This is a genomic window from Microbacterium sp. Leaf159 (assembly GCF_001423615.1).
Classification (GTDB): domain Bacteria; phylum Actinomycetota; class Actinomycetes; order Actinomycetales; family Microbacteriaceae; genus Microbacterium.
The window spans coordinates 1,065,460-1,078,565 of sequence record NZ_LMOU01000001.1; the positions used below are offsets into that span (position 1 = coordinate 1,065,460).

Here is a 13,106-nt window from a genome sequence, read left to right on the forward strand (position 1 = left end):
GAGCCGCGGACCGGCCGCTCAGCGCGGAGCGACCGAGTAGCGGCGCACGCGCAGCGAGGGATTGACCGCGCGGACCCTGTCGATCGCTGCACGCTCGACGGCGGCGACTGCGATGCCCTCCGCCGTTCCGACCCCTGCCAGCACCACGCCCTGAGGGTCCACGATCTGTGAATGTCCGACGCCGACCGGCGTCGGGTGATCGGCGGCGATCACGTACGTGGTGTTCTCGATCGCCCGTGCGGCGAGAAGCGTCGTCCAGTGGTGCTCCTTGAGCGGGCCGCGCACCCATTCGGCAGGCACGACGAGGGCGTCCGCGCCGGCGTCTATGAGCGTGCGCGACACCTCGGGGAACCGCAGGTCGTAGCAGGTCATCAGACCGAACCGGATGCCCGCGATCTCGAACGTGGCCGCCACACCGGTCTCCCCCGCCTCGACCCAGTCGGACTCGGTCTGGCCGAACGCGTCGTACAGATGCTGCTTGCGATAGGTCGCGAGGATCCCGTCACCGCGCACCGCCACGACCGTGTTGCGCACGTGCATCGAGTCGGAGGCGCGCTCGGCGAGCCCCGCCACGATCACGACGCCGTAGTCCGCGGCCAGCGCGGTCAGCGTCGCCACGAACTCGCCGTCCAGTGTCTCGGCGTTCTGCGCGAGGGTCGTATCCATCGGGTCCACGAAGTAGCTCGAGTACTCGGGGAACACGATCAGCGTGGCGCCCCGCGCGGCCGCATCCGCTGTCAGCTGCGCGATGCGCTCGCGGTTGTCCGCGCGCGACGCCGTCGGCGCGAACTGGCAGACGGCGACGGGGACGGCGGCAGTGGTCTCTGGCATGTTCCCCATCCTCCCGCATGGCGTCGGCCCGGGCACCGTTCCCGGCCCCGATTCGCGCGCTCTCAGAATCCGTGATAAGTTTCTTCTTGTGCCGCGGGGTGGAGCAGTTCGGTAGCTCGCCGGGCTCATAACCCGGAGGTCGCAGGTTCAAATCCTGTCCCCGCAACAAATGAAAGGCCCTCTGACTCGGAGAAATCCAGGTCAGAGGGCCTTTCGCTTTCCCTCGTGAACGTCAGTAGTCCCACTCGAGTGAGGGGTCGGCAGGCACGAGGGGCCGGTCATCCCGCTCCTGGCGCGGCTCCACGGTGACCTTGACCCGGGTGGCGGCGCAGACCAGCACGCTCATCATGCCGGCGCGGGCGGAGAAGCCGACGAAGGTGGGGCGCGTGCGGGCAGCCGTCTCGATCTTCCCCATGAGGTCGACCAGATCCTGCTCGGCGGTGAGCACGAACTCCTCGTCGTCGAACACTATGCGGGTGATGGTGCCCATCTGCTCCCCTTCGATCGGGAGACGCGAGATCGCCTCTGCAATCGACGCTAGACAGACTCGTCGCTCACGGCGCGGGGGTTGCGCGGAGCGCCCGACCATGCACCCTCCGGGAGAGAAGCCCTGGAAACGCGAATGGACGCCCTCTCGGGCGCCCATTCGACGATGTCACTGCGGGTTCACTCCCCCGATGAGCTCTCCAGCCCGAGAAGCGTGTTCACCGCGTCGGTGAGGCGCTTGTCGGCCTCGGCGAACTTCGTCAGGTCGCCCTCCTTGAGAGCAGCCTCACGGTCGGTGAGCGCCTGCTGCGCCGCGGCGAGTGCCTCGGCCTCGGCGTCGGTCGGCGTGGTCGGCTCGGTGGGAACCTCACCGGTGTCGGGATCCGGCTCGGTGGGCTCGACCTGATCATCGCCACCCGTCGCGCCGGCGTCACCGCCGAACAGCGTGTCGAGCGCGGCGGTCAGGGTGTCCTCGAAGGCGACCTTGTCGCCGAAGGCCACGAGGACCTTCTGCAGGCGGGGCAGCTTGGTTCCCTCGGACGACTGCACGTAGACGGGCTGCACGTAGAGCAGACCGCCACCGACGGGCAGTGTGAGCAGGTTTCCGTACAGGACCTCGGACTCTCCCTGCTGCAGCAGGTTGAGCTGCGGCACCACGGCCGTGTCCGAGTTGTAGGTGTTCTGCACCTGACCGGGGCCGGGAACCGTCGTATCGGTGTCGATCTCGAGCATCCGAAGCTGTCCGTAGCCCTCGGCCTTCACTCCGGCCTCGGAGCCTGCATCCGAGTCGACGGCCAGATAGCCCATCAGGACGTCACGGTTGCTTCCGCCCTGTGCGGACGGGATGAACGTCGAGAACATCGAGAACCGCGGCGAATCCTGTCCTGGCATCTGCATCGTCAGGTAGTACGGCGGCTGCAGGACCGAGTCACTGCGCGGGTCGTTCGGCGTCTGCCAGCGGTTGTCCTGCTGAGCGAAGGACCCTGCGGTGTCGATGTGGTACGTGCCGAGGATGTCGCGCTGCACCTTGAACAGGTCGGTCGGGTAGCGGACGTGGCTCATCAGATCCGCCGACATGTCGCTGACGGACTTCAGCGTCGACGGGTAGATGTTCTGCCACGTCTGCAGCACCGGATCCTGGTCATCCCACGCGTAGAGGGTGACCGAACCGTCGTAGGCGTCGACCGTGGCCTTGACCGAGTTGCGGATGTAGTTGATCTCGTCGATCGCGAGCGTCGGCGACGGGAGGTTCGAGTCGGCGATCGCATCCGACAGGCTCACGTTCGTCGAGTACGGATAGGTCGAGCTCGTCGTGTATCCGTCGATGATCCAGACGATCCGGCCGTCCACCACGCTCGGGTACGGGTCGCTGTCGAGCTCAAGGTACGGAGCGACCTTCTGCACGCGCGTCTTGGGGTCGCGGTCGTACAGGATCTGCGAGTCGTCGTTCACGAGGTTCGAGAACAGGATCTGCTCCGACTGGAACTTCAGCGCGTACAGGAGCTTCGTGAAGGTGTTGCCGATCTGCGGCCCACCATCGCCCTCGAACGTCGTCTTGGTCTCGCTCGCGCCGTCCTTGCCTCGCGGGTAGTCGATCTCGACGGGATCGGTCCCGTCAGGAGCGCCGACGATCGAGTACTCGGGAGAGCTCTCGCCGAAGTAGACACGGGGCTCGAACTTCTCGCCGTCGGTGAGGAAGCCCGACGAGGGGATGCCTCGTTCGAGGAACACCGGCTCGCCGTCGCTGGTGCGCTGGTTGCCGGCGGCTGCCACGAGTCCGTAGCCGTGGGTGTAGACCGCGGCGCGGTTGTTCCAGTTCGTGACGTCGACGCCGTTCATGTCGAGGTCACGGACCGACACCACGGTGTCCTGCATCTCGCCGTCGATCTCGTAGCGGTCGACGTCGAGCTTCTCCTGGAACTGGTAGTAGCCGCGGTACTGCTCGAGCTGGCGCACGGCCGGGCTGATCACGTTCGGGTCCACGATGCGGATGGATGCCGTGGTCTCGGCGTCCTCGCGCAGCTGGCCGGCTTCGGCGTCGGTCTCGGCCTCGAAGGGAGTGGTCTCGAGGTCGGCGACCCCGTACGCCTCCTTCGTCCCGTCGATGTTCCGCTGGTAGAACTCGGCCTGATAGGCGTTCTGGTTCGGGCGCACCTGGAAGGTGGTCACGGCCCACGGGAAGCCGACGCCGACGACGAGCGAGGCGACGATGAGCAGCGCGGTCGCGGCGAGCGGGAAGCGCCAGCGGCCGATGACGGCCGTGACGAAGAAGAGGATCGCCACGATCGCGGCGATGATCGTCAGGATCGCGAGTCCGGGGATGGTCGCATTGACGCCCGTGTACGCGGGGCCGACGATGCGGTCGTCCTGGGCGACGAGCGTCTTGTAGCGGTCGAGCCACAGGCTGGCGGCCTGCACCAGCAGGTAGAGGCCGGCGATGATCGCGAGCTGGATGCGGGCGGGCTTCGAGATGCGCAGCTCGCCCTGGCCGATCCGCACCGAACCGTAGAGGTACGACACGAGCGCGGTCACGATGAGCGTGAGCAGGAGCACTGCCGACACGAAAGCCAGCAGGATCGAGTAGAACGGCATCGCGAACATGTAGAAGCCCGTGTCCACGCCGAACTGCGGGTCAGTAGTGTCGGTGGCGACGCCGTTGGCCCAGAGCCACACGGTCTTCCACTGACTCGCGGCCGAGAACCCGGCGAACAGACCGAAGAAGATCGGCATGCCCCACATCGCGAGGCGACGCAGCGGCTCGATGACCTCCTGGTACCGGTCGAGCTGCGAGCTAAGCCGCACGTAGACGGGACGCAGTCGGTACGCGAGCTGGATGGCGACGAACAGCGGTACGGCCATGCCGAGGAATCCGACGACGAACATCACCGCCGTGGCGAACCATTGGGTGGTGAGGACTCCCGCGAAGCCCACCTGGTCGAACCAGAGGAATTCGGTGTAGAGCGACGCGAAGACGAAGAAGACGGCGATCAGCGCGGCGATGATCGCCAACGAGATACCGAAGATTCTTCGCGAGGTTCGGGGAGTGGCCGGGTTCGGTGCAGAAGTCGAGGTCACCCTCCCATCCTAGGCACGCCTTACTGTGCTGCGGCTGTCATCCCTATCACGGGGAGGTCACGACGTCGCAGGTCGGGAGCGATCCCACGTCGCCGCCGTTCGCGATCACCTCGAGTGCGTCGAGTGATTCCTCCAGCGTCGAGGTGCTGATCACGGTGAGTCCGTCCGGCACGTGACCGGTGACCTCGTCGCAGTTCGTACTGGGTGCGAGGAAGTAGTCGGCTCCCGCGTCGCGGGCACCGTAGAGCTTCTGGCGGATGCCGCCGATCGGCCCGACCGTGCCGTCGGCCTCGATCGTGCCGGTGCCGGCGACGTTCTCGCCGCCGTTGAGCTCACCCTCGGTGAGGGTGTCGATGATCCCGAGCGCGAACATCATCCCTGCGCTCGGGCCGCCGACGTTGTCGAGCTGCAGGGTGACATCGATCTCGAAGTCGTAGTCGGTGCGCAGGGTGACACCGATCAGCCAGGTGGTCACGCCTGCGTCGACCTGCTTCTCGGGCGTCACCTCGACGACCTTCTCCTCGCCGCCACGCTGCACGGTCAGCTCGACCGGGTCTCCCCCGGCATCCTGGATCGCCTGTCGCAACTGCTTCGCCGAGGTCACCGCGGTGCCGTCGATCGCGGTGATGACGTCCTCGGCCTCGAGGCTCCCCTCGGCGGGTGCGTCTTCGACGACATCGACCACCGCCACCTCGGCGCCCGTGTCGTAGCCGAGCTCGTTCAGCGCGGCGGCGGTCGCCTCGTGCTGCGAATCGACCATCAGGGTCGCGTTGCGCTCGTCGCGCTGCTCGGTGGTGACGCCTTCGGGGAACACGGAGTCGAGCGGCACGACGGCGCGAGACGGATCCGTCCAGGCGAGCGCCAGTTCGAACCAGCTCGGCGTGCGCTCTCGGTTGCCGACCACCTGGACGGTGGTGAGGTCGAGCGTGCCGGCGGTCTCGAAGGTCTCGGCGCCCTCGACGTGGATGAGTGGCACCTGCTCGCCGTCCGTGCCCGCGGCGGTGCCGAGGGTGTCGTAGACGGGGCCCGGCCGCTGGATGACGTAGGGCGTGGGGAGGAAGGTGAGAACGACGAGCGCGATCAACGCGACGATCAGCGCCCAGACTCCGAGTCCGAGCTTCACAGACCGTGTTCGATCCACAGTGTTCCTCCGTCGTTCGCGGGCGGCGTACAGCGATCTGCCCGCTTCGGGGTCTCGCGGCCGATCCTGTGACTAGCGTAGATGCCACGGCTTTAGGCGTGCTGAGAGGCGAGCGACATGTCAGACAACGACCCGACCCCCGAGGACTTCCAGGAGTTCCTCCGACGAATGATGTCCGGCCAGGGTGCCGGCGACATCGACCCCGAGGCGCTGCAGAACGCGTTCGCGGGTATGGAAGGCATCCAGTTCGACCCGGCGATGATGCAGACGATCATGTCGCAGCTGCAGGGCGCCTTCGGCGGCGACGCGTGGGAGAACGCGCTCCGCCAGGCGCTGCACATCGCGAACCGCGACGGGCTCGGGATCACCGACGGCTCGCGCACATCGCTGGTCGACTCGTTCGCGCTCGCCGATCTCTGGCTGAGCGAGGCGACGACCATCTCCGAGCTCGCCGAGGCTCCACGTGCGATGACCAGGGGCGAGTGGGTCGAAGCGACCCTGCCCGTGTGGAAGGAGATCGCCGACCCCGTGTCGACGAGCATCGCCGATGCGCTCACCAGCGCACTCGACACCCAGGTGCCCGAAGACATGCGCGAGGTCGTGCAGGGCGCAGGAAAGCTCATGCGCGGGCTCGGCGGCTCGGTGTTCGCCGCGCAGTTCGGCCAGGTGCTCGGCAACCTCTCGCTCGAGGTCGTGTCGGGCGGAGACGTCGGCATCCCCGTTCTCCCCGCCGGCACCGCGGCCGTGATCCCGCAGAACCTCACCGCCTTCGGCGAAGGTCTCGAGATCCCCGAAGACCAGATCACCCTGTATCTCGCGACCCGTGAGCTGGCATACGCGCGCCTGTACCGCCACGCCAAGTGGCTGCACCTGCACGTCATGGCGCAGATCACCGACTTCGCGCGCGGGGTCACCGTCGACGTCGACGCTCTCGAAGACGTCGCCAGCCGACTCGACCCCTCGAACCCCGAAGAGCTCCGCGCGGCGATCGAGGGCGGAGCCCTGCTCCCCACTCAGACCGAGGCTCAGCGAGAGGCGCTGGCACGTCTGGAGAACCTCGTCGCCACGATCGACGGATGGGTCGACGTGGTCACCGCGCAGGCGACGTCCCGCCTTCCCGACGGCGCCCGGATCGCCGAGGCGGCGCGTCGCCGTCGCGCGGTGGGCGGCCCCGCTGAGGATGCGCTCGGTGCGCTCGTCGGCCTGAAGCTGCGGCCGCGCCGCCTCCGCGAGGCCTCGGCCATGTGGCAGGCGGTCACCGACGCCGTGGGCACCGCCGGACGCGACGCGCTCTGGGACTACCCCGACCTGATGCCGACCTCTGACGACATCGACGACCCCTCGAAGCTCGTCGCGAGGCTCCAGGCGACGGCGCGTGGCGAGCAGCCCGTCGCCGACGAGTTCGACGAGGCACTCGCACGTCTGCTCGACGGCGACGACTTCTCGGGTGAGAAGCCCGAGGCAGACGGCTCGTCAGAACCGGATGATCCGGCATCCGACGCTCCGAAGTCCGACGGCGACGACGGCCCGGGCGGCGACCGCCCGGTGTGATCGGCGGCGTTCTGCTCGCCGGGGATCCCCTCGACGGGCAGAACGGCAGACGAGTTCTCCACGGATGCCGCTGACGGCGACATCTCGAGCAGCGGAGTCCGCAGAATCGAGGGATGTCTCCGCTGACTCCCCCGATCACCACTCGCCTGGACCCCGCCGTGCCGTTGCTCTGGCGCGACGGAGAGACCCTGCAGATCGGCATCGAGGGCACCCTCCGCATCTCGGCGTCGGAGCCCTGGGTCGAACGGCTGATCGCGCGGATGGCCGCGGGGTTCCGTCGCTCGGCCTTCGACGTCGTCGCGCATGCGTCGGGCGCGCCCCGCGCCGACGCGCGGATGCTCCTCGCTCGTCTCGAGCCGCTGCTCGTCGACGACCCCGCAGCCCCACGTGCGGCCTGGGTCGAGAGCGTCGCCGTCCTCGACGGACGTTGCGAGTATCGGATGCGCGACGCGCTGCTCGATGAGGGCGTGTCCGCAGGCGCGCGTGAGGAACCGGGAGACATCGGCGTCGTCCTCGTCGAGGGCGCCGCCGCGGCCCTGCACTTCGCCCGCTACCTCCGTGAGGACATCGCCCACCTGCCCGTGTCGCTGGAGCGCGGTCGGACGACGATCGGTCCGTTGATCGTTCCCGGTGACTCGCCCTGCCTCACCTGTCGGGATGAGCACGAGCGCGACCGCGACTCGGCGTGGCCGCGGATGCACGCGCAGCTCATCGGCAGGGAATCCGGTCCGATCAGCGTCTCTCGGATCGCGGAGGCTGCGACCGTGGTCGCGCGTCTGCTCGCGACGACGACCGCACCCGGGTCCTTCGTCGAAGTCAGCGGCGACGGTCGGCGCGCGTGGCGTTCACTGACGTTTCACGAAGAATGCCGGTGCCGCGAGCAGTCGTTCCTATCTCTGCCAGGAACCGCGACGGCGCCCGCTCCCCTCGTCCCGCTGACCGGGACCACGACAGCGACAGCGTACGCGCGGCGCGCGTGACCCCGACGTAGGCGAGACGGCGCTCCTCGTCGATCGCGTCGAAACCGGTGGCGTACGAGATCGGCAGAGCGCCCTCCGCCCATCCTGCGAGGTACACGTGCGGCCACTCGAGCCCCTTCGCCGCGTGGAGCGTCGACAGGGTCACGGTGCGCATCGTGGGCTCGTGCTGGTCTTTGGCGCGCGCCATGAGCGCGTCGCTGAAGGTGCGCAGATTCTCGTCAGGACCCGCGTCCTCCGCCAGCCGGAGGATCGCCCGCCTCGCCTCCCACCCGTCGCGCTGGGCTCCGCCGGCTTCCGGCGGCTCCTCGGTGAGACCCAGTTCCCGAAGCACCCGCTGTACACCGGGGAGGAACCCGTGCTCGGTCGGCGCCACGGCGGCGGCGCGCAGCGCGAGGATGGCCTGACGCACCTCCGGCATGGCGAAGAACCGCGTTCCACCCAGCACCGATGTGGCGATGCCCTCGGCGGCGAGCGCCTGCTGCAGCACGGCGGACTGCGCATGGGCACGGTACAGCAGCGCGACGTCTGCAGGCGACGCTCCGGCTTCGATCCGCGCCGACACGGCGGCGGCGATGCCCTCGGCCTCCTCCCGCTCGGTGTCGTAGGCCGTCACGGTCGGCGAATCCGCGTTGAAGGTCTCCCGCGCAGGAACGAGTTCGAGCGCGCCCGGTCTGCCCTTCATGAGAGCGTTGGCCGCTTCGAGGATCGGAGCCTGCGAGCGGTAGTTGGTCTCGAGCCGCACCACCGTCGCCTCCGGATGACGTCGTTCGAACTCGAGCAGGAAGCGCTGCTCGGCACCGGCGAACGAGTAGATGGTCTGGCTCGCGTCACCGACGACGCAGATGTCCTTGCGATCCCCGAGCCAGAGCTCGAGCAGTCGGTTCTGCAGGGGTGAGACGTCCTGGTACTCGTCGACCGTGAAATGGCGGTACTGCTCGTGCACGGACGCGGCGACCCGCGGCTCCGCCTCGAGCATGCCTGCACACGCCAGCAGCACGTCCTCGAAGTCGAGCTGACGACGCTCATCCTTCAGCGCCTCGTACCGCTGCTGCAACTCCATGAGCTGCTCCGTATCGATGCCGCTCAGGGAACGGCCGAGTGACGCGTGCTGCTCGACCGAGAGCATCGAGACCTTGCGCCATTCGATCTCCGAGGCGATGTCGCGGAGAGTGGCGGTGCTCGGACGCAGACGCATCGCGTCGGCGGCCTGACCGAGCATCCGCACCTTGTTGTCGATGATCGACGGTGCGGGAGAGCCGGCGAGAGTCGGCCAGAAGAAGTTCAGTTGCGCGAGTGCCGCAGCGTGAAAGGTACGCGCGGCGACGCCTTCCACACCGAGCGCACGAAGGCGGCCCCGGAGTTCGCCCGCAGCCTTGGCCGTGAAGGTCACCGCCATGACCCGTGACGGCGAGTACGCGCCGGTGTCCACGCCGTGCGCGATGCGGTGGGTGATCACCCTCGTCTTGCCGGTGCCGGCGCCGGCGAGAACGGCGACGGGTCCTCGGAGGACGGATGCCGCTTCGCGCTGTCGATCGTCGAGGGCTTCGAGCGCGCTCACGCGCGCTCCTCGAACCACGACACGATGAGAGCACGGGCGATGGATGCGGGGCCCGGCAGTCCGACGGGACCGTCGCCCGCGAGCGCGGATCCGATCTCGTCTCGGGTGAACCAGCGCACGTCGATGATCTCCTCACCGTCCGGGCGCAGCTCGTGGTCGTCGACGGCCACCGCGCGGAAGCCGAGCATCAGCGACCGCGGGAACGGCCACGGCTGCGACGACACGTAGCTGAGCGACGCCAGACGGACTCCGGATTCCTCCTCGAGCTCACGGTGGACCGTGGACTCGAGAGACTCCCCCGCCTCGGTGAAGCCCGCGAAGCAGGAATACATCCGCCCGCCCCAGTTCGCGTTCGCGCCGAGCAGCAGCCGCTCACCGTCGGAGCTCTCGACCGCCACGATCACGGCCGGGTCGGTACGAGGGAAGTGCTCACGCCCGCACACGAGACAGTGCCGCGACCAGCCGGCCTGGCGAAGCTCCGTCGCTCCGCCGCAGGCAGGACAGAACGGCGCGTCGCGCAGCCAGCCGCTGAGCGCCAGCGCTTCGATCAGGAGCTCGGTGTCTTCTGCGCTGAGACGCGCACCGAGGTCGCGGAGCCCGAGCCAGGTCTCGTCCGGGGTCGTGTCGACGGTGTCGCCTTCGGGCGGCAGCACGGCGAGCATGACGGCGGCACCGCGGGTGTCGCGTCCGAGGAGCGCCCACGTCGCGTCCGTGATCTGCGAGGGCGAGACCCTGAGCAGAGTGGCCGCGTCGAGGTCGTCACCGGCGATGCGCACCCGTCCGTCACGCACGGCGATGACCCGCGTGGTCTCGTCGAAGCGCAACCGGTCGATGACCCCCGGCTCGGTCCTGAGGTCTGCGGCTCGGTCGAGGGACGTGTTCTTCGCGGTCATCGGCTCCCTCTCTCACGGGCGTGGCGGAAGCGGGACCGCCCCCGCGTCCACCTACCCTGGGGGTATGGGACGCTCTCCATTCACTCTAGCCGCGGCGGTGACTGCCGCACTGCCCGGCGCGGAGGTCACCGGAGCCCGCATCCTCAGCGCCGACGGCGACGGACGCTTCGACTCCGCCGTGGCCTCGCTCGCCGACGGACGCGAACTCGCGATCCGAGTGGCCGATGACGACGAGACCGCACGCGAGCTCGCCGGCGAGGCGCTCGCCCTTCGTGCCCTCACCGCAGGAGCGCGGGCGATGCTTCCCTTCAGAGCTCCCGAGTACATCGGCGAGACACGGCTGGGCGACGCACGCGCGCTGGTGACCGAACTGCTGCCCGGATTCCAGATCGAGGCGGCGATGGTGCCGGGCGGCCGCGGTGCCGCAGAGTCGATGGGTGCGGCGATCGCCGCGGTGCATTCCCTCCCCACGTCGGTCGTCCGAGGTGCAGGTCTGATCACGCGATCGGCGCAGGAGAGTCGCGACGAACTCGCCCGACTCGTGGATTCCGCCGCATCGACCGGACGCGTGCCCGCGAGACTCACGGTGAGATGGCGTGAGGCCGTCGCCGACGACGACCTCTGGCGCTTCGAGTCCACCGTCGTGCTGGGCGGCGTGCAGGCCACCTCCTTCATCTTCCGCGACGACCCCGAGCTCGGGCCGGAGGTCACCGGCCTCATCGGATGGCACTCCCTGGCCGTCGGCGACCCTGCGGTCGACCTCTCCTGGCTCTCCGCCGCTCCGGATGCGTCTGCCGATGTGCATGCGTCGTACGCGCGCGCCTCGGATCGGGTTCCCGACCCTGCACTCGAGGTGCGCGCGCGGTTGCTCGCGGAGCTCGAGTTCGCGCGCTGGCTGGTGCACGGAGACTCGCTGCGCCGACCCGACATCGTCGATGACGCCGCAGCTCTGCTCGAGGCACTCGCCGAAGGACTGCACGACGACGACCTGGGAGTCATCGCCTCGCGCAGCGAAGGAGTCGATTCGGCCCTCGATGCTCTCGACCGCGTGCCTGCGAGCACGCTCTCCGGCGTCGACACGTCGATGCAGACAGACGCATACAACCCCAACGAGCTGTGGCGCGATGAGGATGCCGACGGCGACAGCACGAGCGATCTCAGTGACGCCGCCGCGGATGCCGCTCATCGCCTGCAGGTGGGCGGGCTCGAGACGGAGGATCTCACGTCGGTGCGCTCGGCAGTCTCTGACGACCGCTCGTCAGCCGACCGTGCGACGGATGGACGTGACGGCGACCGCGACCGGGATCGCGACGCGCAGCGCGCAGGAACGACCGACGGCGGCTCGCCGGAGGACGAGGCTCAACGTGCAGCGCGGGCGGCGCTCCAGCGCTGGAAGAGCTCCGACTCGGAGTAGACCCGGTCGCCTCGGATGACGAGGTCGTCCGCGACGTAGTACAGCGCGACGTCGATGTCATCGAGCGGCACTCCGAAGCGGCGGTGATACGCGAGGCGGTAGAGCGCGAGCTGCAGCATCCGCTCTTCTCGCTCCTGCGCCGTGCGGGGAGCCTTGCCCGTCTTCCAGTCGACGATCTCGATGCGACCGCCTCGGTCTTCTCGCCGGTAGACCGCATCGAGCTTGCAGATAACGATGTGGCCCTCGCCCGAACTCGTGCCGCCGCCCAGGGCGAAGTCGATCTCGATCTCGACCGCGATCGGCTTCAGGCCGCCCCACTCGCTGCGCTCGAAGATCTGCTGGAGACCACCGAGATCTTCGGCGTCAGCCGGGGAGACCTCCGCCCCGCTGCCCTCCGCTCCGAACGCGGGGTCGTCTTCATCGATCTCCCAGAGGGCCTCATCGACGCGGTGTCCGACACCCACGAGTTCACTGCGTCGCTCCACCCAGGCATGGAACAGTGTGCCCAGTCGGGTCTGTCGATACGGCCGCTCGGGCATCGGTCGCACGATCGACGACAGCGTGCCACCGAAGTCCGTGACGTAGTCCTTGAAGCGGGAGGCGGGCACGCGCGTGGGGGGCGGTGCGTCCGTCCCCCGCAACCTCGCCGCCCGTTCTGCGAGCAGCCGAGTCAACTCGGGAGAGGCCTCCGGGTCGCTCGTGGCCGCTGCACGAACCGATTCTGCGGCCTTCTCGACCACCGCTCGACGCGCGCCGAGCGGATCGATGGGCCAGGAGAGGGTCGCGCCGGGGCCGTCGTAGGGATTGAGCTCAGGGTCGACATCGTCGATCGATCGCGCACCGGTGGCCTCGATCGCCTCGATCAGGTACGGACTCGGCGCCTTCGGCTGCTTCTGCCCCGCCCAGTGCGCGCCGGTCAGGAGCAGATCACTGCGCGCCCTGGTGACGGCGACGTAGGCGAGCCGACGCTCTTCTTCGTGCTGATACTCCCGGTAGGAGTCCTTGAACACCGTGAGCGCGCCCGGCGCCGTCTTGCTTCGACTCGTGAGCGATGCGATCCCGGCCTTGAGCCGCTTGGCCGGGTCGAGCTCCTCATCGGAGGGAGGTATCCAGCTGAACGTCGGCAGCGCCGCGCTGTCGCCGCGCAGAGCGAATGGCAGCACCCCGAAGCCGAACC

The 13,106-nt window shown here is 68.7% G+C and carries 9 protein-coding genes and 1 tRNA gene; 3 read left to right on the forward strand and 7 right to left on the reverse strand.

Features of this window, described 5'->3' with window-relative positions; translation table 11 throughout:
• Positions 1–18 precede the first annotated feature (18 nt).
• Positions 19–831: a carbon-nitrogen hydrolase family protein gene (locus ASF80_RS05165; protein ID WP_056308568.1), complete on the reverse strand. Its 813-nt coding sequence runs from the start codon at positions 829–831 to the stop codon at positions 19–21.
• A gap of 92 nt (positions 832–923) precedes the next feature.
• Between ASF80_RS05165 and ASF80_RS05170 the strand changes: the two genes are divergently transcribed.
• Positions 924–997, forward strand: a tRNA-Met gene (locus tag ASF80_RS05170).
• A gap of 66 nt (positions 998–1,063) precedes the next feature.
• Here ASF80_RS05170 and ASF80_RS05175 read toward each other — a convergent pair.
• From ASF80_RS05175 to ASF80_RS05185, 3 genes are all read right to left on the reverse strand, one after another.
• Positions 1,064–1,321, reverse strand: coding sequence for a hypothetical protein (locus ASF80_RS05175; protein WP_056308570.1), 258 nt, complete (start codon positions 1,319–1,321; stop codon positions 1,064–1,066).
• 176 nt (positions 1,322–1,497) lie between these two features.
• A complete protein-coding gene (locus ASF80_RS05180) occupies positions 1,498–4,392 on the reverse strand; it encodes a UPF0182 family protein (protein WP_056308572.1) in 2,895 nt (964 codons plus the stop codon).
• A gap of 46 nt (positions 4,393–4,438) precedes the next feature.
• Positions 4,439–5,533 carry a PDZ domain-containing protein gene (locus tag ASF80_RS05185; protein WP_082488191.1) on the reverse strand — a complete coding sequence of 365 codons (1,095 nt, stop codon included), beginning with the start codon at positions 5,531–5,533 and terminating at the stop codon, positions 4,439–4,441.
• A 117-nt stretch (positions 5,534–5,650) separates the two neighbouring features.
• On the opposite strand from ASF80_RS05185, the gene ASF80_RS05190 reads away from it, so the two are divergent.
• Positions 5,651–7,084, forward strand: coding sequence for a zinc-dependent metalloprotease (locus tag ASF80_RS05190; protein WP_056308575.1), 1,434 nt, complete (start codon positions 5,651–5,653; stop codon positions 7,082–7,084).
• Positions 7,085–7,900: 816 nt separating this feature from the next.
• On the opposite strand, the gene ASF80_RS05195 is transcribed toward ASF80_RS05190, so the two are convergent.
• Together ASF80_RS05195 and nudC are read right to left on the reverse strand one after the other, a co-directional pair.
• The gene (locus tag ASF80_RS05195) at positions 7,901–9,622 is read right to left on the reverse strand and encodes an ATP-dependent helicase (protein WP_056308577.1); all 1,722 of its coding nucleotides are present in this window, start codon (positions 9,620–9,622) and stop codon (positions 7,901–7,903) included.
• The gene (gene nudC / locus ASF80_RS05200) at positions 9,619–10,515 is read right to left on the reverse strand and encodes an NAD(+) diphosphatase (RefSeq protein ID WP_056308578.1); all 897 of its coding nucleotides are present in this window, start codon (positions 10,513–10,515) and stop codon (positions 9,619–9,621) included. The genes ASF80_RS05195 and nudC overlap by 4 nt, the downstream gene beginning before the upstream one ends.
• A gap of 97 nt (positions 10,516–10,612) precedes the next feature.
• Between nudC and ASF80_RS05205 the strand changes: the two genes are divergently transcribed.
• Complete coding sequence (locus ASF80_RS05205) at positions 10,613–11,929, forward strand: phosphotransferase (RefSeq protein WP_056308580.1); 1,317 nt, start codon at positions 10,613–10,615, stop codon at positions 11,927–11,929.
• On the opposite strand, the gene ASF80_RS19245 is transcribed toward ASF80_RS05205, so the two are convergent.
• Positions 11,875–13,106, reverse strand: a 1,232-nt coding sequence (locus ASF80_RS19245) for a PD-(D/E)XK nuclease family protein (protein ID WP_235559888.1), incomplete at its 5' end; no start/stop codon positions are given. The genes ASF80_RS05205 and ASF80_RS19245 overlap by 55 nt on opposite strands.